19 protein-coding genes and 2 tRNA genes are annotated in these 22,637 nt (G+C 73.0%); 14 read left to right on the top strand and 7 right to left on the bottom strand.

The annotated features are described in order from the left end of the window. Positions 1-25 precede the first annotated feature (25 nt). Together ACQP17_RS13255 and ACQP17_RS13250 are read right to left on the bottom strand one after the other, a co-directional pair. Complete coding sequence (locus ACQP17_RS13255) at positions 26-547, bottom strand: heme-degrading domain-containing protein (protein WP_433856461.1); 522 nt, start codon at positions 545-547, stop codon at positions 26-28. Further along, the gene (locus ACQP17_RS13250) at positions 544-1,674 is read right to left on the bottom strand and encodes a Gfo/Idh/MocA family oxidoreductase (protein ID WP_433856460.1); all 1,131 of its coding nucleotides are present in this window, start codon (positions 1,672-1,674) and stop codon (positions 544-546) included. Before ACQP17_RS13250 ends, ACQP17_RS13255 begins: the two co-directional genes overlap by 4 nt. A gap of 56 nt (positions 1,675-1,730) precedes the next feature. Here ACQP17_RS13250 and ACQP17_RS13245 point away from each other — a divergent pair, with 56 nt between their 5' ends. The 12 genes from ACQP17_RS13245 to ACQP17_RS13190 all read left to right on the top strand — a co-directional run bounded on the left by ACQP17_RS13245 (position 1,731) and on the right by ACQP17_RS13190 (position 13,674). Next, positions 1,731-2,882 carry an ROK family transcriptional regulator gene (locus tag ACQP17_RS13245; protein WP_433856459.1) on the top strand — a complete coding sequence of 384 codons (1,152 nt, stop codon included), beginning with the start codon at positions 1,731-1,733 and terminating at the stop codon, positions 2,880-2,882. 101 nt (positions 2,883-2,983) lie between these two features. After that, positions 2,984-3,754, top strand: a complete 771-nt coding sequence (locus ACQP17_RS13240) for a GntR family transcriptional regulator (protein WP_433856458.1) — start codon at positions 2,984-2,986, stop codon at positions 3,752-3,754. A gap of 149 nt (positions 3,755-3,903) precedes the next feature. Next, positions 3,904-5,025, top strand: coding sequence for a TIGR03364 family FAD-dependent oxidoreductase (locus tag ACQP17_RS13235; protein WP_433856457.1), 1,122 nt, complete (start codon positions 3,904-3,906; stop codon positions 5,023-5,025). Next, positions 5,019-5,741, top strand: a complete 723-nt coding sequence (locus ACQP17_RS13230) for a phosphonatase-like hydrolase (protein ID WP_433856456.1) — start codon at positions 5,019-5,021, stop codon at positions 5,739-5,741. Before ACQP17_RS13235 ends, ACQP17_RS13230 begins: the two co-directional genes overlap by 7 nt. A 1-nt stretch (position 5,742) precedes the next feature. Next, positions 5,743-6,915 carry an ABC transporter ATP-binding protein gene (locus tag ACQP17_RS13225; protein WP_433856455.1) on the top strand — a complete coding sequence of 391 codons (1,173 nt, stop codon included), beginning with the start codon at positions 5,743-5,745 and terminating at the stop codon, positions 6,913-6,915. Further along, the gene (locus tag ACQP17_RS13220; RefSeq protein WP_433856454.1) at positions 6,908-7,885 is read left to right on the top strand and encodes a 2-aminoethylphosphonate ABC transporter permease subunit; all 978 of its coding nucleotides are present in this window, start codon (positions 6,908-6,910) and stop codon (positions 7,883-7,885) included. The genes ACQP17_RS13225 and ACQP17_RS13220 overlap by 8 nt, the downstream gene beginning before the upstream one ends. Further along, the gene (locus tag ACQP17_RS13215) at positions 7,872-8,669 is read left to right on the top strand and encodes an ABC transporter permease (protein WP_433856453.1); all 798 of its coding nucleotides are present in this window, start codon (positions 7,872-7,874) and stop codon (positions 8,667-8,669) included. Before ACQP17_RS13220 ends, ACQP17_RS13215 begins: the two co-directional genes overlap by 14 nt. A gap of 42 nt (positions 8,670-8,711) precedes the next feature. Beyond that, positions 8,712-9,791, top strand: a complete 1,080-nt coding sequence (locus ACQP17_RS13210) for a 2-aminoethylphosphonate ABC transporter substrate-binding protein (RefSeq protein WP_433856452.1) — start codon at positions 8,712-8,714, stop codon at positions 9,789-9,791. A 180-nt stretch (positions 9,792-9,971) separates the two neighbouring features. After that, complete coding sequence (locus ACQP17_RS13205) at positions 9,972-10,751, top strand: HAD-IIA family hydrolase (protein WP_189103709.1); 780 nt, start codon at positions 9,972-9,974, stop codon at positions 10,749-10,751. Between the two features lie 141 nt (positions 10,752-10,892). Continuing rightward, entirely contained in the window at positions 10,893-11,375 is a 483-nt protein-coding gene (locus ACQP17_RS13200; protein ID WP_433856451.1) for a hypothetical protein, read from the top strand. A 358-nt stretch (positions 11,376-11,733) separates the two neighbouring features. Beyond that, positions 11,734-12,465 (top strand): sortase domain-bontaining protein, encoded by a 732-nt coding sequence (locus ACQP17_RS13195; protein ID WP_433856450.1) that lies wholly within the window; start codon positions 11,734-11,736, stop codon positions 12,463-12,465. 138 nt (positions 12,466-12,603) lie between these two features. Then, the gene (locus tag ACQP17_RS13190; RefSeq protein ID WP_433856449.1) at positions 12,604-13,674 is read left to right on the top strand and encodes a glycoside hydrolase family 6 protein; all 1,071 of its coding nucleotides are present in this window, start codon (positions 12,604-12,606) and stop codon (positions 13,672-13,674) included. Between the two features lie 114 nt (positions 13,675-13,788). Here the strand turns inward: ACQP17_RS13190 and ACQP17_RS13185 are convergent, their stop codons facing one another. The 3 genes from ACQP17_RS13185 to ACQP17_RS13175 all read right to left on the bottom strand — a co-directional run bounded on the left by ACQP17_RS13185 (position 13,789) and on the right by ACQP17_RS13175 (position 19,297). After that, positions 13,789-15,741 carry a galactose oxidase-like domain-containing protein gene (locus tag ACQP17_RS13185; RefSeq protein WP_433856448.1) on the bottom strand — a complete coding sequence of 651 codons (1,953 nt, stop codon included), beginning with the start codon at positions 15,739-15,741 and terminating at the stop codon, positions 13,789-13,791. Further along, positions 15,738-17,963 carry a glycosyltransferase family 2 protein gene (locus ACQP17_RS13180; RefSeq protein WP_433856447.1) on the bottom strand — a complete coding sequence of 742 codons (2,226 nt, stop codon included), beginning with the start codon at positions 17,961-17,963 and terminating at the stop codon, positions 15,738-15,740. Before ACQP17_RS13180 ends, ACQP17_RS13185 begins: the two co-directional genes overlap by 4 nt. Before the next feature lie 1,260 nt (positions 17,964-19,223). Continuing rightward, positions 19,224-19,297, bottom strand: a tRNA-Lys gene (locus ACQP17_RS13175). 552 nt (positions 19,298-19,849) lie between these two features. Here ACQP17_RS13175 and ACQP17_RS13170 point away from each other — a divergent pair. Further along, positions 19,850-20,269, top strand: coding sequence for an SsgA family sporulation/cell division regulator (locus tag ACQP17_RS13170; RefSeq protein ID WP_364879204.1), 420 nt, complete (start codon positions 19,850-19,852; stop codon positions 20,267-20,269). 59 nt (positions 20,270-20,328) lie between these two features. Beyond that, positions 20,329-21,531 (top strand): hypothetical protein, encoded by a 1,203-nt coding sequence (locus tag ACQP17_RS13165; RefSeq protein WP_433856446.1) that lies wholly within the window; start codon positions 20,329-20,331, stop codon positions 21,529-21,531. Positions 21,532-21,678: 147 nt separating this feature from the next. Here the strand turns inward: ACQP17_RS13165 and ACQP17_RS13160 are convergent. Together ACQP17_RS13160 and ACQP17_RS13155 are read right to left on the bottom strand one after the other, a co-directional pair. Beyond that, positions 21,679-21,752, bottom strand: a tRNA-Lys gene (locus tag ACQP17_RS13160). Positions 21,753-21,860: 108 nt separating this feature from the next. Then, complete coding sequence (locus ACQP17_RS13155) at positions 21,861-22,619, bottom strand: IclR family transcriptional regulator (protein ID WP_364879200.1); 759 nt, start codon at positions 22,617-22,619, stop codon at positions 21,861-21,863. Positions 22,620-22,637 lie beyond the last annotated feature (18 nt).

Below are 22,637 nucleotides of genomic sequence, written 5' to 3'. Positions count from 1 at the left end.
CGTGGCGGCTCTGCTCACGCGGCTTCTACGGGGCTTCCACGGGGCTCCTGCGGGGGCCTTCCCGGCCCGCCGCGAGATACCGCTCCAGCCCCTCCACCACCAGTGCGTGATCGTCGGCCTGGGGCAGCCCGGAGACCGCGACCACCCCGACCACGCCCGTGCCGCGCAGCCGTACCGGGAACGCCCCGCCGTGCGCGGCGAAGCGGTCCGCGGGCAGCCGCGAGGACTCCTCGAACGTCCGGCCCTTGGCGCGGAACCGGGCGCCGACCAGGAAGGAGGACTCGCCGTAGCGCTCGACGACGGCGGATTTCCGGTCGATCCAGGCGTCGTTGTCGGCGCTGGTGCCCGGCAGCGCGCGGTGGAACAGCCGTTGGGCGCCGCGCCGGATCCCGATCGTCACCACGGCCCCGCGCCCGCGGGCCAACTCCGCCACTAGCGTGCCCAGTTCCCAGGCGTCGTCATTGCCGAAGGAGTCGAGGACCAGCCGCTCCTCCTGCTCCTCCAGCTCGGCCACCTCGCCGGCCGCCCGGGGCTCCGCCGGGCTCATGCGTCCGTCCCGATCCGGACCGTCCGGCCCTCGGCGGCGGACAGCTTCGCGGCCTCCAGCACCCGCAGCGCGGCCGCCGCCTCCCGGGCCGACACCGGGGGCCGGCCGCCGGTGCGCAGGGCCGCTTCGACCGCGGCGTAGTACGCGGGGTAGTCGCCCGGCAGCGTCGGCACCCGTTCGCCGCCGCCGGTCTGCGGGGAGGTCCCGGCACCGAGGTGGCCCCAGTGGGACTCCGGCTCCACGCCCCATGCCGAGCCCTCGGCGCCGGGGCGGCGTCCCTCGCGCAGGGCGGCCTCCTGGGGGTCCAGGCCGTGTTTCACGAAGCCCGCCCGGCTGCCCAGGACCCGGAAGCGCGGGCCGAGCAGGGCGGCGGTGGCGCTCATCCACAGGTGGGAGCGGACGCCGCTCGCGTGGGTGAGGGCGAGGAAGGTGTCGTCGTCGGCCTCGGCGCCGGGGCGGCGGACATCGGATTCGGCGTAGACCGAGACGACCGGGCCGAAGAGCGTCAGCGCCTGGTCGGTGAGGTGGCTGCCGAGGTCGTAGAGCAGGCCGCCGATCTCCGCCGGGTCGCCGGACTCCCGCCAGCCGCCCTTGGGCTGCGGGCGCCAGCGCTCGAAGCGCGACTCGAAGCGCTGGACGTCGCCGAGCGCGCCCTCCTCGATCAGCCCGCGGACGGTGCGGAAGTCGTTGTCCCAGCGGCGGTTCTGGAAGACGGACAGCAGCAGCCCGCGGTCCTCGGCGAGCGCGGCGAGCTTCTCGGCCTCGGCGGCGGTGGCGGCCAGCGGCTTGTCGACGACCACCGGCAGGCCGGCCTCCAGCGCGGCGGTGGCGAGCGGCACATGTGTCTTGTTGGGCGTGGCGACCACCAGAAGGTCGAGGTCGTCGGCGGCGGCGAGCACCGCTTCCGCCGTCTCGGCCGTACGGACCTGCGGATGCTCGGCGCGGGCCTGCGCCTGCCGCTCCGGGCTCGCGGTCGAGACGACATCCAGCCGCAGGCCCCCGGTCGCGGCGATCAGCGGGGCGTGGAAGACCGACCCCGCCAGTCCGTAGCCGAGGAGGCCGACGCGGAGCGGCCGGTCCTGGGCCGGGCCGCCGCTCTTCTCACGCTTCTCACTCAGGGCACTCATGGAACCCACTTAAGCAACGCTGTTGCCAAAGTGCAAGCGATGCGGACAATGGACGGGTGAGCAGCAACGATCTCTCCTTCGCGGCCTTCGCCGGCAGCCCGGGCGCCAACCTCCCCGCACTGCGCGGCCACAACGCCGCCCTGGTGCTCGGGCTGCTGCGCGCGGCCGGCGCGGAGGGCGTCAGCCGGCCGGAGCTCGCCGCGCACACCGGTCTGACCCCGCAGGCCGTCAGCAAGATCACCGCCCGGCTCCGGGCCGAGGGCCTGGCCGCCGAGGCGGGCCGCCGCGCCTCCACGGGCGGCAAGCCCGCCACCGCGCTGCGGCTGGTCCCCGGCGCCCGGCACGCCATCGGCCTGCACCTGGACCGCGACGAACTCACCGCCGTCCGCACCGATCTGGCGGGCGAGGCGGTCGCCGTGCGCCGTGCCCCGCTGGCCTTCGAGGCGGGCGCCGAGCACCTGCTCGCCGCCGCCGCACGCGAGGTCACCGCGCTGCGCGCCGGCGCCGACGGGACCCCGGTCCTGGGCGTCGGGGCGGCCTGCCCCGGGCCGCTGGACCACACCACCGGGGTGCTGCACCGGGTCACCGGCGCCCCCCGCTGGGACGGCTTCCCCCTGCGCGACGCGCTCGCCGAGCGCCTCGGCCTGCCCGTCGTCCTCGACAAGGACACCAACGCGGCGGCGCTGGGCCTGGCCCGGGACCTGCCGCGGGGCGCCGGCTCGTTCGGCTACCTCCACCTGGGCACCGGCCTGGGCGCCGGGCTCGTCCTGGGCGGCAGCCTCTACCGTGGCCCGCGCACCGGCGCCGGCGAATTCGGCCACCAGACGGTCGAGTGGAACGGCCCGCGCTGCGGCTGCGGCCGGCGCGGCTGCCTCGAGGCGCTGTGCCTGGCGGCGGTGGCCCGCGACGACCTGCCGGGCGCGGCCCGCGCCCTGGGAGTGGGCGCCGCCAACCTCGTCGAACTCCTCGACATCGACCGGGTACTGCTCGGCGGCCGCAGCGTACTGGCCGATCCCGCGCCGTTCCTCGACGGCGTGACCGAGGCCCTGGCCGACCGCGCCCGTACCCGCGGCACCGGCACCGGGGCGCCGGTCGCGGTGGCCCTCGCCCGCGGCGGCCCCCGCGCGGTCGCCGACGGCGCGGCCGAACTGGTACTCGCGCCCCTCTTCGGGACGCGCGGGGGCGCAGGCGCGGGCAGGACCGCCTGACGAGGCATCGGTGCATTCCGGTGGGCGGGCGGTACCCCGCGCGGACACCTCCCGCACGGCCCCCTCGCGCCGCCCCCGGCCCGCAGTGCGAGGATCACCGGGTGGATTTCCCGTACGGCCAGGATCCTGGCGCACCCGTCCGGTCCGGCATCCCCGAGCACGGACGCATTCCCAAGTACTACGCGGCCAAGGTCGACATCGCCGCGCTGCTGGAGGAGTTGGGCGAGGGCGGTGTGCTGCCCACCGAACGCGAGTTGGCGCAGCGCTTCGAGGTCTCCCGCGAGACCCTGCGCCAGGCGCTGCGGGAGCTGATCCTGGAGGGGCGGCTGCGCCGGGCGGGACGCGGCACGGTCGTCGCGGGACCCAAGATGGCACAGCCGCTGTCCCTGGCGAGCTACACCGAGGGCGTCCGCGACCAGGGCCGCGAGCCCGGCCGCCACCTCGTCTCCCTCGACCGCTTCCGCTGCCCGCCGGCCCTCGCCGCCGACCTGGGCCTGGCGGCGGGCGACGCCGTATGGCACATGGAACGCGTGCTGCTCGCCGACGACGAACGGGTCGGCCTGGAGAGCACCTACGTCGCGGTCGAACGGGTCCCGGACCTGGCCACCGACTTCCCCCCGGACTCCTCCTTCTACGCCTACCTCCGCCGCCGCCTCGGCATCGACTTCGGCGACGCCGACGAACGCCTGGAAACCGTCCTCGCCACCCCCCGCGAGGCCCTCCTGATCGGCACCCCCGGCGCCTTGCCCATGCTGCTGATCCACCGCCTCTCCCGCGACACCGCCGGCCGCCCCCTCGAACGCGTCCGCTCCCTCTACCGCGGCGACCGCTTCTCCTTCACCACCCACCTGGGGGGCGGGGCGGGGGGCTGAGGTCCGGGGCCGCGACGCGACACAGCCGTCCGGCCCGCCCAGCAACATCACGAGAAGGTAACGGGTCTAGGCCAAGCTTGCCGTCCTGTTCACCGTCGCGTCGCCGAAGGGTCTTCGGGGGTCCACCCGTCGCGGCGAGCGTCTGGGGCATGCGAGTCATAGTTGTCGGAGCCGGGGTGCTGGGGACCATGCATGCCTGGCAGGCGGTCGAGCGGGGTCATGAGGTCCTGCACCTCGAGCGGGAGGCCGAGGCCCGTGGGGCCTCGGTCCGGAACTTCGGGCAGATCTGGGTCAGCGGGCGGGCCGGTGGTGAGGAGCTGGCGACCGCGCTGCGGGCCCGTGAGCTGTGGGAGGGGATCGGGGCCCGGGTGCCCGGGCTGGGGTTCCGGGCCATCGGTTCGCTGACCGTCGTCAAGAACGAGGCCGAGCGGGCGGTCGCCGAGGCCGCCACCCGCCGCCCGGACGCCGCCGCCCGTGGCTACCGGCTGCTGGACGCCGGTCAGGCCCGGGAGATCAACCCCGCCCTGCGCGGCACCTTCGAGGGGGCGCTGTGGTGCGAGCGGGACGCGGCCGTGGAGCCGCGGGTCGCTCAACGCGCCCTGAAGGAAGAGCTGTTGCGGTCCGGGCGGTACACCTACCTCGGCGGCCGGGAGGTCCGTGCGGTCGTGGGGGAGCGGTCGGTGCGTGACGATCACGGCGAGACGCACCACGGCGACGCGGTGATCCTGTGCACCGGCGCCTGGCTCGGCGGGCTGGTCCGGGAGCTGATCCCCGAGCTGCCGGTGCGCCGGGTGCGGCTGCAGATGATGCAGACCGACCCGCTCGGCGAGCCGCTGACCACCTCCGTCGCCGACGCCGACAGCTTCCGCTACTACCCGGCCTACCGCGGCGACGCCCTGGACGCGCTCAACGCCGGCCAGGCCCAGACGCCGACCGCCGCCGCGCACAAGATGCAGCTGCTGATGGTCCAGCGCGCCGACGGCGGGCTGACCATCGGCGACACCCACGAGTACGAGGCGCCGTTCGCCTTCGACACCGTCGAGGAGCCCTACGAGCACCTGACCGGCGTCGTCGAGTCGATTCTCGGCCGTCCGCTGCCCCGTATCCGCCGCCGCTGGGCCGGGGTCTACGCACAGTGCACCGACACCGGCCGCGTGGTGCACCGCCAGCAGGCCCGTGACGGCGTCTGGCTGGTCACCGGGCCCGGTGGCCGCGGCATGACCTGTTCCCCGGCAATCGCCGAGACCACCGCGAACGAACTGGGATGGTGAGCCCGTTGAAGCACCCCGACCGCACCCCGGCCCCCGACGACGTCCAGCTGGTCGTCCTCGACATGGCCGGCACCACCGTGGCCGACGGCGGCCTGGTCGAGCAGGCCTTCGACGCCGCCGCCCGCAGCCTGGGGGTGGAGCCGGGCAGCGCCGAGCACGCCCGGCACCTCGCCTACGTCCGGGCCACCATGGGCGAGTCGAAGATCTCCGTCTTCCGACATCTCTTCGGCGACGAGGCGGCCGCCCGGCGCGCCAACGCCGCCTTCGAGACGGCCTACGGCGAACTGGTCGACGGTGGCCGGATCGCGCCGGTCGCCGGAGCCCGCGAGGCGATCGAGACACTGCGGGCGGCCGGCCGCACCGTGGTGCTGTCCACCGGCTTCGCCCGCGTCACCCAGGACGCCCTGCTCGGCGCCCTCGGCTGGCAGGACCTGGCCGACCTCACGCTCTGCCCGGCCGACGCCGGCGGCCGCGGCCGCCCCTACCCCGACATGGTCCTCACCGCGCTGCTGCGCACCCGCGCCACCGACTCCGTGCGGCGGATCGCGGTGGCCGGTGACACCTCCTACGACATGCTCTCCGGGCGGCGGGCCGGGGCCGGGACCGTCGCCGGGGTGCTCACCGGGGCGCACGACCGGACGCAGCTGGAGTCCGCCGGCGCCACCCACGTCCTCGGGTCCGTCGCCGAACTGCCCGCGCTGCTGGGAGTGGTGTGAGATGCCCGCCCCCGCCGCCACGGCACCCGCCCGGCACCCGGCCGGCTCGGCCACGGACCCCGTACCGGACCCCGCGTCGGGCATCCGCTTCGACGGCGTCAGCGTCACCTACGGCCGGCACGGCGAGCACACCGTCCTGGACGCCCTCGATCTGACCGTCGCCCCGGGCGAGGTACTGGCCCTGCTCGGCCCGTCCGGCTCCGGGAAGACCACCGCGCTGCGGACGGTCGCCGGATTCGTCCAGCCGTCCGCCGGGCGGGTGCTGATCGGCGACCGCGACGTGACCGGGCTGCCGCCCCACAAGCGCGGCATCGGCATGGTCGTCCAGCAGTACGCGCTGTTCCCGCACATGAAGGTCGCCGACAACGTCGCCTTCGGCCTCCGGGCGCACAAGACCCCGCGCGCCGAGATCCCCGGCCGGGTCGCCGAGGCGCTGGAGATGACGGGCATGGCCGCGTACGCCGGGCGCCACCCCCGGGAGCTGTCCGGCGGCCAGCAGCAGCGGGTCGCCCTCGCGCGGGCGCTCGCCATCCGCCCCGGCGTCCTGCTGCTGGACGAGCCGCTGTCCGCGCTCGACGCCCAGCTGCGCTCCGGCATGCTCGCCGAACTCGCCCGGCTGCACCGCGAACTGCCCGACGTCTCGATCCTCTACGTCACCCACGACCAGATCGAGGCCCTGACCCTGGCCGACCGGATCGCCGTACTGGACCGGGCCCGGCTGCGGGACTGCGGCACCCCGCAGGACCTCTACCGGCGCCCGCGCACCGAGTTCACCGCCTCCTTCGTCGGCACCGCCAATCTGCTGCCGGTGACGGTGCGCGCGGACCGCGACGGCGTCGACCTCGCCGGGCGGCGGCTGTCGGTGCCGGTCGGCGACACCGTGGCCGGGGGCGCCGCCGCCACCCTCTGCGTGCGCCCGCACCTCGTCGGACTCGGCGAGCGCCCGCCCGGCGGCGGCCCCGTCAACACCCTGCGCGGCACGGTCACCGAGGTGCAGTGGCGCGGCTCGACGCACCGTCTGTACGTGGCGGTCGACGGCCACCGCGTCCTGGCCGATCCGCGCGAACTGCGCACGCCACCGGCGCTGGGCGAGGAGATCGCACTGCACTTCGCCCCCGAGGACGCGGTCCTCATCCCGGCGGGTCTCACGGGGGACCGTGCGGACCATGCCTAGGACGGAAACGGCGGAAGGGACGGAGACGGTGGCCCCCGGCGCGGGGACCGCTGCCGCGCCGGTCCCGGCCGCGGCGGGCCCCCGCCGTCCCGCGCCCCGCCCCCGCCGCATGGCCGCCGCCCTGTGGACCCTGCCCCCGATCGCCGCCCTCGCCCTGGTCTTCCTCTACCCCCTGGCCCTGGTGGTGTGGCAGTCCGTCACCCCCGAGGACGGCGGCGGCCACTCCACCGCCCCGTACGCCACGGTCTTCGCCGAGGCATCCTTCCGCGAGGCCCTGACGAACACGGTGCTCCTCGCGGCCGGTGCCACCGTCGGCGCGCTCCTCCTGGGCCTCGCGCTCTCCCTCGTCATCGCCTTCGTGCCGTTCCCCGGCGGCCGGGCACTCAGCCGCTTCATCGACCTCTTCCTGGCCTTCCCCTCGTTCCTGATCACGCTGGCGCTGCTGTTCCTCTACGGCTCCGCCGGCATGGCCAACGGCCTGTGGACGGACGTGACCGGCGCCGCCCACGGGCCGCTCAACTTCCTCCACACCCCCTGGGGCGTGCTGCTGGCCGAGGTCACCTACTTCACCCCGTTCGTGATGCGCCCGCTGCTCGCCGCCTTCTCGCAGGTGGAGAGCGGCCAGCTGGAGGCCGCCGCCTCGCTGGGCGCCCGCCCGTGGCGGATCGTGCGGACGGTGATCCTGCCGGAGGCGCTGCCCTCGCTCGCGGCGGGTGGCGCACTCGTCCTGGTCCTGTGCCTCAACGAGTTCGGCATCGTGCTCTTCACCGGCGCCAAGGACGTCGTGACCCTCCCGATGCTCGTCTACACCAAGGCACTTCTCGACGGCGACTACACCGGCGCCTGCGTCGTCGCCGTCGTCAACATCGCGCTGTCGGTCACGCTCTACGCCCTCTACCGGACGGTGATGTCCCGTACGGGCGGCGGTCCGGCCCTTCGCACCGGAGGTGCTCGCCGTGCTGGTGCCTAGCAAGTCCGCCCGCCGGGCCGTCCACCTCCTCTTCCTCGTCCTCTTCGTCCCCGTCTTCGCGCTGCCGCTGCTGGTGATCGTCGCCGCGTCCTTCGCGACGGACTGGAGCGGAGTCCTGCCCTCCGGCGCGACCCTGACGCACTACCGGGCCCTCGCGCACGGCGAGCCGCTCGACGCCCTGCTCATCAGCCTGGCGACCGCGGTGGCGGCGAGCCTCGGCGCGCTCACCGCCGGCACCTGGGCGGCCCTGGCCGCCGAGAAGCGCGGCCGCCGCGCCCGGCGGATCATCGACGCCCTGTTCCTGCTGCCGGTCGCCGTGCCCTCCGTGGTCGTCGGCCTCTCCCTCCTGGTGGCCTTCTCCCGGCCCCCGCTCCTGCTCAACGGCACCCCGCAGATCGTGATCCTCGCCCACACCGTGCTGGTCACCGCCTTCGCCTACCAGTCCGTGACCGCCGCGCTGACCCGCCTCGACCCGGCGTACGAGCAGAGCGCGGCCGGCCTCGGCGCCCGCCCCGCGTACGTGCTGTGGCGGGTCAAGCTGCCCCTGCTCCTGCCGTCCCTCACCGCGGCCGGCGGCCTGTGCTTCGCCCTGTCCATGGGCGAGCTGAGCGCCACGATGATGATCTATCCGCCGGACTGGCTGCCGCTGCCGGTGCAGATCTTCTCCGCCACCGACCGCGGCTCCCTCTTCACCGGCGCCGCCCTCGCGGTCCCCCTGATGCTCACCACCCTCCTCGTCCTCCTCGGTGTCTCCCGCATCCGCACCAAGGCCTCCTACCGCTGACCCTCCCCGAATCCCCTTGCGCTTACCAGGAGTTACCCCGCCATGTCACTGTCCGGCATCCGCCCCTTCCGCAAGCCGCTCGCCGCCTGCTGCGGCGCCCTCACCCTCGCCGCCTCGCTCACCGCGTGCGGCGGCGCCTCCACCGCCGACCCCGACGCCAAGGAGATCACCGTCTACAGCGCCGACGGCCTCAAGAGCGAGCAGGGCGACGGCTTCTACGACAAGGTCTTCCGGGACTTCGAGAAGAAGACCGGCATCAAGGTCAACTACGTCGAGTCCGGCTCCGGCGCGGCCGTCCAGCGCCTGACCCGCGAACGCGCCAACACCAAGGCCGACGTCGTCGTTACCCTCCCGCCGTTCATCCAGCAGGCCGAGGGCAAGGGCCTGCTGGACACCTACCGCCCCCAGGGCGCCGACCGGGTCGCGGCCGGCGACAAGGACCCGGCCGGCAAGTGGACCTCGATCGTCAACAACTACTTCTGCTTCATCTACAACAAGAAGCAGCTGACGAAGGCCCCGGCCACCTGGCAGGACCTGCTGGACCCGAAGTTCAAGGACAAGCTCCAGTACTCCACGCCCGGCGTCGCCGGCGACGGCACCGCCGTGCTCATCAAGGCCCTGCACGACTTCGGCGGCAAGCGCCCGGCGATGGACTTCCTCAAGAAGCTCCAGGCCAACAACGTCGGCCCGTCCTCCTCCACCGGCCAGCTCGCCCCCAAGACCGACAAGGGCGAACTCCTCGTCGCCAACGGCGATGTCCAGATGAACCACGCCAACCAGAAGTCGATGCCGAACCAGGGCATCTTCTTCCCCGCCGCCAAGCCCGGCGCCAGGCCCGCCACCTTCGCCCTCCCGTACGCCGCCGGCCTGGTCAAGAACGCCCCGCACCGCGCCAACGCCCGCAAGTTCCTCGACTACCTGCTCTCCCCCGGGGTCCAGCAGCAGGCATCCGCCGTCGGCGGCGGCTTCCCCTCCCGCACGGACATCAAGCCCACCGACCGCAACGCCACCCAGCTCGCCGCCCTCATGAAGAACGTCGACATCTTCCGCCCCGACTGGAACGACCTCGCCAAGAACCTCGAAAGCTACCTGGAGTCGTGGCGCACGGCGACGGGGAGCTGACCGGAGGGCGGGCGCGCCGGTGCCGCACGTCGGCGAAGATCCCCGGTCAGCGCCGGGTCGGGAGTGTGCGGGGCTGACTTAGGCTGGGTGTGTCGGTCGTACGTACGCACGGGGCGCGTGCTCGGGGTGTGTGCGGGGCGGCCGGCGCCCCTGGTCCTCACGTACGGCAGGAGTCCGGCAGTGGCAGAGCGCAAGCCGATCGAGTCATGGCTCACCGACATGGACGGCGTCCTGATGCACGAGGGTGTGCCGGTCCCCGGGGCGGACGCCTTCATCAAGCGGCTGCGCGAATCGGGCAAACCCTTTCTGGTGCTGACCAACAACTCCATTTACACCCCGCGTGATCTGCACGCCCGGCTGAGCCGGATCGGGCTGGACGTGCCCTGGGAGTCGATCTGGACCTCCGCGCTGGCCACCGCCCAGTTCCTCGACGACCAGCGGCCCGGCGGCACCGCGTACGTCATCGGGGAGGCGGGCCTGACCACCGCCCTGCACGACATCGGCTACGTCCTGACCGATCACTCCCCGGACTACGTCGTCCTCGGCGAGACCCGTACCTACAGCTTCGAGGCGCTGACGAAGGCGATCCGGCTGATCAACGACGGGGCCCGGTTCATCGCGACCAACCCCGACGAGACCGGCCCCTCGCCGCAGGGCGCGCTGCCCGCGACGGGGTCGGTGGCCGCGCTGATCACCAAGGCGACGGGCGTGGACCCGTACTTCGTCGGCAAGCCCAACCCGCTGATGATGCGGCACGGCCTCAATGTCATCGGTGCCCACTCCGAGACCTCCGCGATGATCGGCGACCGGATGGACACCGATGTGCTCGCCGGGCTGGAGGCGGGCATGGAGACCTTTCTGGTGCTGACCGGGCTGACCCGCCCCGAGGAGGTCGAGCGGCACCCCTTCCGTCCCTCCCGCGTGGTGGACTCGATCGCGGACCTCATCGACCTGGTCTGATCGCCGTCCGGCCGCTGCCCCGCACGCCGAGGGCCGGCGGCCCGCCGGTGTCGCTGACCCACCCGAACGGCGCAGCAACGGACCGCACCGGATGCGGGCGGGCTCGCCCGGGCGGACCTTCGGAGGTATCGGAGGTTCACCATGCGCTCACGGCTACTCGCTCTCTGTGCCGCGGTCGCGGCGTGCGCGGTGATGACGGCGCCCGCCCATGGCGTGGGCGTGCACGGCACCGGTAACGGGAACGGCGCCGGCATCCGTATCGGCGCCGGCGGGGGCCTTGTCGCACCGGGCCCGTACGTCACTCTCACCGCCCCCTACGCCCCGGGCCGCGCGGCTCCCCGGCAGGCCGCCGGCTGCCAGGCCGTCCGGGGCACCGCCTGCCCGCCGGCCCCCGCCGCCGCGGTACCGCCCGTGCGGAAGGCCGCGCTGCCGGCCGCCGCCGGCGAGGCTTCCCCCGCCGGCCCCCGGCCCACCGCCGACGCCGGGCCGCGCCACGAGCTGAGCAGCACCTCGGCCGTCGGCCTGGTGCTGGCCGGCGGCGCCGTCCTCGTCATCGCCGGGCAGCTGCTCCGGCTCCGGCTGCGGTTGCGCCGTACGCGACGGGGCGGGGCCGATGAGCGCTGACGAGGACGGACGGACGGGCGCCGCCGGAGTGGCCGCCCCGTCCGGCGCGCGCGGTGCGGAGGTGGTGGACAGACCCGCGCCTCGGGCCGCCACCCGGACCTGGGTCCCGTATGGCCCCCGGGGAACGCTCAAACCCCTGAAGCTGCCCGTCACCGGACCCGGAATCGGCACGGGTACGGGTACGGGTACGGGGAGCGGGAAGTCCGGGGCGGGACGTACGGCCACGGCCACGGCCACGACCACGGCCACGACCGTGACTTCGGCAGCCGCCACGACCACGACTACGGCCACAGCCACAGCCACGGCTCCGGCGACGAGCACGGGCACGCCGCCGCCACATACTGGCATCACGCCACACATGAACAAGGGAAACGCCCACCTCCACCCGCACCGCACGGGCCAGCTGCTCGCGGGGGTGGCGTGGGCGGTGTTGTTGCTGGGGCTGTGGTTGTGGGGGCGTGATCTGGCGGACGGGGTGGCCGCGCAGCTCGCCACCACGGGTGATGTGGCCGCGGTCGGCCGTCCGTTGGGGCGTCAGGGGCCCGCGCACGCGCACGCCCCGGTGCCGGGCTCGGCGACCACGGATCCCATGGGGATCACCATCGAAGCGCTCGGTGTACGGGCGGCCGGAATCGCCGCGCAGGATCTCGACGAGAGCGGGCTGCCGGCCCCGCCCCCGCCCGCCTCGCCGGACCCCGTCAGCTGGTACGCCGCAGGGCCGCAGCCGGGCGAGGCGGGCGCTGCGCTGCTGGTGGGCCGGGCCGGCGGCGACCGCGGCTCCGGTGCCGGGCCCCTCACCGCGCGGCGGCTGACCGGGCTCGCGCCGGGGCAGCGGGTGGACGTCCGGCGTGCCGACGGCAGCACCGCGCGCTTCACCGTCGAGGACGTCCAGCTCTACGACCGCGACCGCTTCGACCCGCACCGGGTCCACGCCCCGCACGAGGGGGGCCGCGCCGAACTGCGGCTGATCGTCGAGGACGGCGGTGGCACCGCGTCGGGGCCCGGCGGCGGCCGGGCGAAGGTGGTCGTGGTCGCGGCGTATCTGACGTCCTTCCAGGCAGCGAACGCGGGGCAGGCCCCCGCATCATGACGGACGCGCTGCGTCAAGTCCCTTAGCGAGGACGGTGCAGGGCTCGTCCACAGGCCGACCCGGCCGGGGGGCCGTGTGCCACGATGGGGGCGGCCGGTGTGCTTCAGCCGGTCGTGTTCCGTGCCCGAGGGGGAGTGGATGGACGGCAATCTGCGGCGGACGGCCGGAGCCGGGCCGCCGACGGGTCGCTCCGGTGCGGGCCGGCGGCGTCTCGCGCAACCGGGTGCGGCAGCGGCGGGAGCGATGGCGGTGCTGCTGCTCGCGGGCTGTTCCTCCGACGGCGCCAAGGACGACGGCCTGCCGGCCGAGCCGGGCCAACGCCCCGAGTCCGTCACGCCGTTCTGGGTCAATCCGGACAGCAAGGCGGCCCGCCAGATGTCCGCGTACCGCAAGGACGACAACGCCTCCGACGCCCGCCTGGTCAACAAGATCGCGGCGCAGCCGGTCGCCGAGTGGATAGGCGTCGACGACCCGCGAGGTGAGGCCCGCGGCTTCACCGAGGCGGCCGCCAAGGCCGGCCGTGAGGCGCTGCTGGTCCTCTACAACATCCCGCACCGCGACTGCGGCAGCTACTCCCGGGGCGGCGCCGCCGACGGCAACGCCTACCGGGCGTGGCTGGACGGGGTCCTGGCGGGCATCGGCGACCGCCCCACCACCGTCATCCTGGAGCCCGACGCGCTGCCGCACCTCGCCGACAAGTGCACCCCGCAGAAGTTCCAGGAGGAGCGGTACGCCCTGCTGACGGAGGCGGTCGGCAAGCTCAAGGGGCTTTCGCACACCAAGGTCTATCTGGACGCCGGCAATCCACACTGGATCAAGGACCCGGGCCGGATGGTCGAGCCCCTCAAGCGGGCCGGCATCGACCGGGCCGACGGCTTCGCGCTGAACATCTCCAACTACCAGACCACCGCGGAGAACACGAAGTACGGCAAGCAGCTGTCCGCGATGGTCGGCGGCAAGCGCTTCGTCATCGACACCAGCCGCAACGGCAACGGTCCGGCGCCCGGCGGCGACGACCCGGAGAACTGGTGCAACCCCCCGGGTCGCGCCCTGGGCACTCCACCGACGACCAAGACCGCCGACCCCCTGATCGCCGACTACCTGTGGATCAAGCGCCCGGGAGAGTCGGACGGCACCTGCAAGGGCGGCCCGAAGGCGGGCAGTTGGTGGCCCTCGTACGCACTGGGGCTGGCGCGCGGCGCGAAGTAGCCCGCGAGCGGCAGGAGGCGGGGCGGGACGGGGCGGGACTGCCCCGCCCCGCCGCCTCGCGGGAGACCGCATGCGCCGCCTGCCGGCCCCGGCCCCCGGCCCTCCGTCGCCCGGCTACCCCTGCGCCACCGGCACCTTCACCCACACCGCCTTCGACGGGGTTCCCTTGCCGTCGACCGCGTTCAGCATGTACCACCCGGGCGGCACCAGCGACGGGTCCTTGGGCAGGGTGACCCGTACCCCGTTGCCGTCCGCGGTCGCCTTGAAGTCCACCGCGATCGAGCGCTGTTCGACGTTGGTGACGTGGGTGAAGGACCCGGGGCGCATCAGCCGCATCTTCTTGACGGCGGAGGCGTGCGGGGCGCCGAAGGTCGCGCTGCCGCCGAGCGGGACCGTCGTGGGGCCGCGGTCCGTCAGCTCGGGGCGGGAGCTGCGGTAGAGGTAGGGCGGGGTGTAGAGGTCGATCTGCTGCTGGAAGACGCCCGGCTTGGTGTTGTCCTTGTCCGCGTAGAGGGAGTCGGAGCCGAAGGTCATCACCCGGCCGTCGGGCAGCAGCAGCGCGCCGGAGTGGTAGTTGCGGCCCACCAGCGGGTCGGCCACCTGCCGGGCCGAGTTGCGCGCCGGGTCGTACAGCTCCGCCTTGAGGACGTTGGAGTCGCTGCGCCCGCGGTAGTCGCCGGAGCCGTTGGTGGTCAGCACCGTGTCGTCCGGCATGATCACGCTGCTCGGGTAGCGGGCCTTCGCATACAGCGGCGGCCCGTCCTTGAAGCGCGGCGAGGGGGAGTGCAGATCCACGATCCGGGTCTTGTCGGTGGACTTCGGGTCCTCGCCGACGCCGCCCCCGCCCAGCACCATGTACCGCTGCTGCTGGGCCGGCGGCAGCAGCACCGACATCGACGTCTCCAGGATGTTCGGGTCGCTCATCCCGGGCACCAGCTGGAACTTGTTGGACTTGAGGTCCCAGATGCCGGGCTTGCGGCCGATGTTGTCCGGGCCGTAGCCGGCGTTGGAGCCGGTGTAGAAGATCCGGCCCTTGTCGGTGAGGAAGAGCGCCGGGTAGGTCGGGAAGAAGCGCCGCTTGGGCAGATAGCGCCACTTCTTCGTCTTCGGGTCGTAGACCTCCTGCTTGCCCGGGACGACCTGCCCGATCTCGTCGAGGCCGGAGACCGAGAGCACCTTGCCGTCCTGGAGGGACGTCAGCGTGGGGTACCAGCGGGCCTCGTTCATCGGGCTGACGGGGAGGTAGCGCTCGGCCACCGGGTCGAACTCGAAGGAGTCCTTGATCCCCTGGAAGTCCTTCTTGTCGAAGGACAGCTTCTGCGCGATGCCGTAGAAGTTTCGGGCGTCCGCGCCGTTCAGGCCGTGGATGCGGTAGTTGTCCTGGGAGCCGGTGGAGTGGCTGCGGCCGTCCTTGAGCGCTTCGACATAGACCCGGGCCTCGCTGTGCACCACCGTGACCTTGCCGGTCTTCGGGTCGGTCTTCTTCTTCGCCCGCGGCACCACGACCGGGTCCTTGGAGGCGAAGGTCTTGCCGTTCTGCTTGCCGGTGAAGAGCGTGCCGGCCGGGAACGTCTTGGGGCCGTCCGGGTTCTCGTTGTAGACGATCATGAGGCCGCCGGCCTTCTTCACGTCGCCGTTGAGCTTCTCGTAGCGCTGGGTGCCGCCGGCCACCAGAAGCCTGCCGTCCGGGAGCTGGGTGTGCCCGGAGCAGAAGAGGTCCTTGGGTGTGGGGATGTTCTTGAAGGTGTTCTTCTCCGGGTCCCACAGGACCGTGCGGAACGACTTCGCCCTGAAGTTCGCCGCGTTGTTGCCGGAGCCCGCGACCAGCAGCACCTTCCCCGTGTGCAGCAGGGCCGCGTGGATCGTGTTGATGCGGTACTTCTGCGGGACGTTGACGACGTCCCACTTGCCGTTTGCCGCCTTGTACTCCGGCTTGTTGATCTTGTACTGGTGATACTGCGCCGCGGCGAAGCCGTAGAGGGCCGGCCCGTTCATCCCGGCCAGCGCCACCACCACTGCCGTCGCTATCGTCACTCGGCGGGCGCGACGGCTCGGACGGTACTTCATGTGTGACGTCCCCCAAGGGCGATCTGCATGGTCTGTTCGCTGACGGACGGGCCGGCGGCGCGGTCGTCCGCCCGGTCGGTGGCCGGCCCGTCGCCCTGCTCGTCGGCCCGTTCGCCGGACCGGTCGGCGGTCGCACCGCCGGCCTCATCGGCGCCCCGGTCCCCGGACCGGTCCGTCGCCCGACTCCGGTCCGCCGGCCGCTCCCCGGTCTCCGCCTCCGCGTCCCGTTCCCGGCCGCGGTCCTCCCCCTGGCCGGCGGGCCGCCTGGCATGCGCGGCCACCCGCCGCCCGCCCCCGGCAGGAACACCGACCGCCGCCCCGACAACGGTGTCGGCGAGGCCCGCACCGTTGAGGCCCGTGATGCCGCCGGTGCTCGCGCCCTCCGCGTCACCGGCACCACCGTCGGGGCCCCCGGCCGGCGCGGCCGCCTGCTTCCGCGCCTCCGTACGCAGGGAATGCCGCCAGGCGGCGATCGGCGCCGCGGTGATCAGCATGGCGAGCACGGCCCAGGTGACCATCGCCGGATGGCTGTGGCCCAGGAGGAACGAGGCCACCAGCGAGCCGCCGAAGACGGCCAGGAAGAACAGGTGCACCCGGAAGGTGCCGAACAGGGTGTCCGGGCTGGACGAGTCACCCTTCGGCGTCACCACGAACTTGCTCTTGCGGCGCAGCACGGCGTCGAACAGCGACCGGGCGTAGATCGGCGCCGACAGCGCCGACATCACCATGCCCGCGACACCGCCGGAGCCCTCCGGCTCGTGCGGTGAGACGTTGTGCCGCCGGTTCCAGATGTACAGCCCGATCTGCAGCGCCGAGGCGTTGCCGTACAGCATCATCCACACGGCCGGGTCGATCTCCACCCCCGAGGCCCCGAGCCCCAGGAACAGCGCACAGCTGAGGGCCGCCAGAATCCAGTTCAGGGCGGACATCGGGTAGAAGATGACCATCATCGAGTAGTTGAAGAGCCGGCCCGCGGGCAGGGTGAACGGCGCCTTCCAGAACTGCTTGAGGATCGTCTCGTAGGTGCCGCGCGACCAGCGCAGCTGCTGGGTGAAGAAGTCCGTCCAGGCCGTGGGCCCCTCGCCGACCGCGAGCACGTCCGGGGTGTAGACCGAGCGCCACTTCTTCCCGGTCTGCGGATTGCGGTGCCGGTGCATCTCGAATCCGGTCGCCATGTCCTCGGTGATCGAGTCGTACAGCCCGCCGATCTGCTTGAGCGCGCTGATACGGACGGCGTTGGACGTGCCGACGAACATCGGTGCGCCGTAGCGGTTGCCGGCCCGCTGGACCAGCGCGTGGAAGAGGAACTGCTGCGACTCGGCGGCCTTGGTGACGAAGGTGTCGTAGTTGCCGTACACCTGGGGGCCGATGACGAACCCCACGTCCGGGTCGCGGAAGAAGCCCAGCATCCGCTCCAGGTAGTTGGCCAGCGGGACATGGTCGGTGTCGACGGAGGCGAAGTAGTCGTAGGCGTCGCCGTGCGCCTGCAGCCAGGCGTTGTAATTGCCGTGCTTGGTCTTGGCGCGGTGCGGGCCCTTGGGGAGGTTCCACTCCGGGACGCCCTTACGGGTGAAGTGGTGGACGCCCAGCCGCCGGCAGACCTCCTTGACCTCGGGGTCGTCGCCCTCGTCCAGCAGCCAGACGTGCAGCAGCCCGCGGTGGCGGATCTTGACCGCCGCCTCCAGCGTCTTCGTCACCATGTCCAGCGGTTCCTTGCCGGGCACGAAGGACGTGAGGAAGGCGACGCGGGTGCCGCTCTCGGGGATGACCGGGATGGGGTCGCGGGCGACGAGCGTGGCGTGCGCGTTGGACAGCACGTTCATGCACCGGAAGAGCTCGATCAGCCCGATCGACACCAGCATGACGACGTCCAGCACGGGCAGGAAGTCGTAGGCGGGGTAGTCGCGTTCGGTCCAGTGCTCCGGCTGCATCAGCCAGATGAGCAGCCCGAACGAGACCAGCGGCGCGGCGCCGAGCAGCAGCGCCGCCCGGATGCGGTGCGGTTCGCCGGAGAGCAGCGAGCGGTAGCGGACGGTGTAGGGCTTGTCCGGGTCGGGCTGGGTGAGCGGTCCGGCCAGCCTGCTGTAGTGCTCGTAGTCGTAGCGCGGCAGCGGCTTGCGCGCCATCTGCCGCTGACGGCGGTGGCGTGGCATGCGCAGACGTGTCGTGGCGGAGGAGTCGTACGGCTGCTGTGTCCCGGCGCCCTCAGGCGGCGATGTCATGAATCCATCCCCCCGCGCGCAACGTCGGCTGCGCGCCCGTCTGCTGATGGCCCGGTTCCGCGGAACCCCGCGGTCGATCCGGACGCTCTGAATGTCGGCGACCTGCACCGTCAGACGGTGACGACCAACTTCCGGTTGCGTGTGCAACACCCCCGCGATCCTGCCAAGCGGAGAGTTCCCCGTGTTCACATCACGCCACCCGGCGTACCCCACTGTTCCAACGTCACAGAACCCGGCCACATTTCTGCCGGGTGACCTGCTCAGGTTCCCTAACTGAAGTCATGATGGCAAGAGTCACTCAAGAATATGCGCACAGAATGCGCAATACTGGGCGCGATGTGACGCAGGGCACAGCAATTGCTCCGGGGTTGCCGTCAATTCTCCTGCTGTCGAGGGATATCGGGGCAATGGCCGGGCCCCGTCCCGCTCATGAGCCGGGAACACCTCCGGCGGCCACGGAGGGGTACCCCGTACCCGTAATGCCCGCCTCGCCGATCGACCGTCAGCCGTCGAGAATAGCGCCCCGTCGGACGTTTTCCGGTGCGTCGCGGCATGCGGCGCGGACACTCACGCCCGCGAAAGGACGGCCAGCTCAGGGGGGTTGGAGCACCCTGGGTCCGGCAGATGGTGGCCGTCGGCGGAATTCACCGGCAAAGCGGGTGACGGGCGGATCCATGACGAGTTCGGCCCGTTTGGCGCCTTGGGTGAAGTTACCCTCGCGTACAGCTATTTGGCCGAAGGTATGGGCTGGTTGCAGGGGAATCCCTCCACTCTCGGCCGGTTGGCCAGGGGGCGACGGGAGAACAATCCGGAGTGTCCAATCCGTGGACACCCGCGCGACGATTTCGACGGCTGTCACGAGGGTGCCGGCGCTGCCCGAGCCGGCGGATCCGCGCTCGGTCGGAGCCGCTCCGGGGAAGATCGAAAAAGCCGCGGCGCGACCGAAGCGGCGCCCGCCGAAAGGAAGAGCGCCCCGGCCGCCGCATCCGTATGCGATCAGCGCATTACGTTTTGTAACTGAGCAAATTTCTCCCCGCCGCCCTTCCGGAGGGCGCACAGGGGGCGCCGTCCGGGCCTGGATCATGACGAGCGGGGGAGGGGCGGCACGGAGCGATGTCGCCGATGCCCGGCCGGGCGCCGTGAAGATCACCGACGCCGCTCGACTCCCGCGCCCCGGGGCGCGGGGGCGGCCGGCAGGTCGTCCGTCCGGCCGAGCGCATGACTGAGGCCCCCCGCATGGCGAGGGGCCTCAGTCTTACGTGCGCCGCCAGGGACTCGAACCCCGGACCCGCTGATTAAGAGTCAGCTGCTCTAACCAACTGAGCTAGCGGCGCGCGCTGACCTGGAGAACTTTACACGAACCCGGAGGGTGCTCCGTACCCCCGACCGCCCCGCTCACGCGCCCACCCCCTGTGATCCCCGCCACTCGCCACGCCCTCCGCCCTCGCCCCGCGGGCAGCCGCTTCCCCCGCCCCGGCAGGCGCCCGATCCGCCGCCCCGCAGGCCCCGCCCCGCCCTCGCGCCCACCGCTCGTGCCGCTCCGCCCGTACCTCGCCGGTGGTCCATCGCGCCGCGGTCAAAAGTCCCGTGATCTCGGGACCTTCGACCGCTCGTCCGTCCGTATCGCTCTGTGAGGATCGAGAGCGGGGGCAGATGGGCGGTAGATCATCAGTTGCTCCGTCAACATGCGATATCGCCCGATGGTTGAGAGGCTGTGGCGACCGACAGGACGAAAAACCGCACACGCACGGAGGGGGCGCCGGCCATGGCGTCCGTCACTCCTCCGCCACCTGTTGCAACCCCACCCTCCACAGCTACGTCTGCCAGGACGCGCGCCCCGGACCGGGTCCCCGGGACTCGCCCCTCCGTCGGAAAGGTTGATCGTCGTGGTGTCGACAGCCAAGCGCACCCTTGAGATGCAGCTCCTCCTCGGGCCGGACGAAACAGTTCCGGTGGCCGGCCGGTTCAGCTATCGCAGTGACCGCCCCTACGAGGTCGAGGTCGCCTTCATCAGCCGCGGCCGGACGGTCGCCACCTGGCTGTTCGCCCGTGAACTGCTGCTGGCGGGGCTGTACGACGAGGCGGGTGAGGGGGACGTACGGGTGTGGTCGTTCCGCCGGCCGGGCGAACCGCGCCGGGTGCACATCGAGCTGTCCACCGACGACAGCATCTGTGAGCTGTCGGTGCGGGCGAGCGAGCTGACCGCCTGGCTGGAGCAGACCAGGGCGATCGTCCCGCCCGGCCACGAGGGCCGCTACCTCGACCTGGACACCCACCTGGCCCGGCTGTTCGCGGGGAAGTGCTGATGGGGGACACGACGATCACGACCGGGACCCCGACCGGGGCCGGGTCCATGGGGGTGACTGTGAACGGGACCGCGACTCCGCAGGCGGGGGCGGCCGAGTCCGCCGACTGCGCCATACCCGCCGCGCGGCAGGCCGCGCCACCGGGCCGGACGCAGGGCTGCGGCACCGGCGCGACGGCCGGCGGCGGCACCGAGGCGACCGCCGGCGACCCCGCCGCGGCCACCGCGCACGACCCCCGCGCCCACGGCTTCCTGCCCGAGCGGCCCCCCGTCCGTTCCATGATCGGCACCTGGACCCGGCTGGACGCCATGGCGCGGGCGGCCGCGACCGCACCCGACCGGGAAGCGGCCGTCGCCCTGGTGGAACGGGCCCGCCGGGCCGGTGAGTTGGCCGCCCTGCGGCAGCGCGTCTCCCGGCTCTCGCTGCGCAACGCCGAGGCCGCCGCCATGCGGATCGCGGTGATCGCGGTGTCCTGCGGCTGGTGCGGACTCGACCCGCAGGCGCCCGCCGCGCGAGAGGTCGCCGACGAGGCCTTCCTCGACCTGTGGGCGGCCATCGCGCACCGCATCGACCACGACCAGTTCGTCGCGCTGCCCACCCTCGCGCTCCACAACTGGGCCCCCGAACGCAAGCCGCGCCGCCACATCCCCATCGACCAACTGGCCCGCACCGAGGCCCTGGTGCCGATCGTGCGCTGGGCCCCCGAGGGCCAGCCGCTCAGCCGGCTGGACCGGCTGATGCTGGCCGCCACCCGGCTGGAGGCCCACGGCATCTGGCTCTTCCGGCTCGCCGAGACGCTCGCGGGCCGTTCGCCCGACGACTCCTCCACCCCGACGGCGCTGCGCCGGCTGGTACGCGTCCAGCACGCCCTGCGCGCCCAGCTCCTCGCCGAGGCGGCGGAACTGGCGGCGGCCCCGGCCACCCCGCAGCAGCGCGCCGTGCTCGGCGCGCTCGCCGAGCAGGGCGCCCTGGAGCCGCCGGTCCTCCAGGCGGCCGACGCGGTGCTGGGCATCGGCGGCCGCCGGATGGGCGACGGCCGGCGCCAGCTCCTGCGGCGGCACCTTCCCGCGCAGCACCGGGCCTGGCTCAGTGCGATGGACCGGCACTGCGCACCCGTACGGACCCTCGCCCACCGCGGCGGCCCGGACGCCGCCGTCTACCGCGAGGCCCAGGAATCCCTGATCGCCCTCCGCCGCACCTACACGGCACTGGTCCAGGCGGCCGCCCGCCCCGACACGACGCCGCTCACGGTGGCCGCCTGACTCCTGCCGCCGGGGCGGCCGCCAGGCGAGTGGTGCCGGCCGGCGGCCGGGGCATGGCGGCCTCCGGCGTCCCACCGGGCTCACCGGCCGCCCCACCACACAGCGAAATGGGCGTTCCCGGAGAACCGGAAACGCCCACTCGATACGTGCGCCGCCAGGGACTCGAACCCCGGACCCGCTGATTAAGAGTCAGCTGCTCTAACCAACTGAGCTAGCGGCGCGCGCTGACGAAAGAAATACTACCTGGCCGACAGGGGTGCTCCTGACCATGCCCGCGGGAGCGGAGAGCGGCCGGGTCCGCCGGTGACCGTCCGGGCCGGACAACACCCCTAGATCGCCAGCGACAGCAGCACCGGAGCGGCCCTGCGGTTGAGCGCGTCGGCGGCCTGGCGCAGCCGGTGGGCGTGCTCCAGCGGCATCGACAGGGCCAGGCAGCCGACCGTCGAACCGGCGGTGATCGGCACGGCGGCGCAGACCGTGCCGACGGCGTACTCCTGGAGGTCGAGCACGGGGACCGTGGGCGGCTGGCTGTCGAGCTTGTGGAACAGCACCTTCTCGTTGGTGATCGTCCGGGAGGTGAGCCGGGCGGTCTTGTGGCGGGAGAGGTGGTCCTTGCGGCCGTCGTGGTCGAGCTGGGCGAGCAGGCATTTGCCGACCGCGCTGGCGTGCGCCGTGCGGTGGAATTCGGCCCACTCGTTGACCTTGGGCGCCAGCGGCCCGTCGGCGTAGTGGAGGATCTTCACCTCGCCGTCGATGTACCGGCTGATGTAGACCGCCGCGCCGACCGAGTCGCGCAGCTGGTCGAGGGTGAGCTGCAGCTTGTCGCGCAGCGCCTGGTTGCGTTCGCTGCCCGAGCCCAGGAGCAGCAGCGACTCGCCGACGACATACGCGCCGTCGGTGGTCTGCTCGACATAGCCCTCGCGGCGCAGCATCGACAGCATGTGGGCGAGCTGGCCGGGGGACAGGCCGGTCTCGCGGGCGATCTGCGCATCGGTCACGCCGCCGGCGTGCCGGGAGATCGTTTCGAGTACGCGCAGGGCGTACTGCACCGAATGGAACGGCGCGGTCGGCTCGGGCTTCAGCGCCACGGTCTCCCCCTAGCAGGT

The organism is Streptomyces kronopolitis, from assembly GCF_050953795.1.
Taxonomy (GTDB): Bacteria; Actinomycetota; Actinomycetes; order Streptomycetales; family Streptomycetaceae; genus Streptomyces; species Streptomyces kronopolitis_A.
The sequence above is the reverse complement of the archived record's forward strand: the minus strand, read 5'-3'. Positions and strand labels throughout refer to the sequence as shown.

Coding starts and splice junctions, on each gene's coding strand:
- ACQP17_RS13255 (WP_433856461.1), bottom strand. CDS start 547: ATGAGCCCGGCGGAGCCCCGGGCGGCCGGCGAGGTGGCCGAGCTGGAG.
- ACQP17_RS13230 (WP_433856456.1), top strand. CDS start 5,019: ATGGTGAGCCCGTTGAAGCACCCCGACCGCACCCCGGCCCCCGACGAC.
- ACQP17_RS13195 (WP_433856450.1), top strand. CDS start 11,734: ATGAACAAGGGAAACGCCCACCTCCACCCGCACCGCACGGGCCAGCTG.
- ACQP17_RS13220 (WP_433856454.1), top strand. CDS start 6,908: ATGCCTAGGACGGAAACGGCGGAAGGGACGGAGACGGTGGCCCCCGGC.
- ACQP17_RS13225 (WP_433856455.1), top strand. CDS start 5,743: ATGCCCGCCCCCGCCGCCACGGCACCCGCCCGGCACCCGGCCGGCTCG.
- ACQP17_RS13185 (WP_433856448.1), bottom strand. CDS start 15,741: ATGAAGTACCGTCCGAGCCGTCGCGCCCGCCGAGTGACGATAGCGACG.
- ACQP17_RS13190 (WP_433856449.1), top strand. CDS start 12,604: ATGGACGGCAATCTGCGGCGGACGGCCGGAGCCGGGCCGCCGACGGGT.
- ACQP17_RS13210 (WP_433856452.1), top strand. CDS start 8,712: ATGTCACTGTCCGGCATCCGCCCCTTCCGCAAGCCGCTCGCCGCCTGC.
- ACQP17_RS13200 (WP_433856451.1), top strand. CDS start 10,893: ATGCGCTCACGGCTACTCGCTCTCTGTGCCGCGGTCGCGGCGTGCGCG.
- ACQP17_RS13250 (WP_433856460.1), bottom strand. CDS start 1,674: ATGAGTGCCCTGAGTGAGAAGCGTGAGAAGAGCGGCGGCCCGGCCCAG.
- ACQP17_RS13180 (WP_433856447.1), bottom strand. CDS start 17,963: ATGACATCGCCGCCTGAGGGCGCCGGGACACAGCAGCCGTACGACTCC.
- ACQP17_RS13235 (WP_433856457.1), top strand. CDS start 3,904: ATGCGAGTCATAGTTGTCGGAGCCGGGGTGCTGGGGACCATGCATGCC.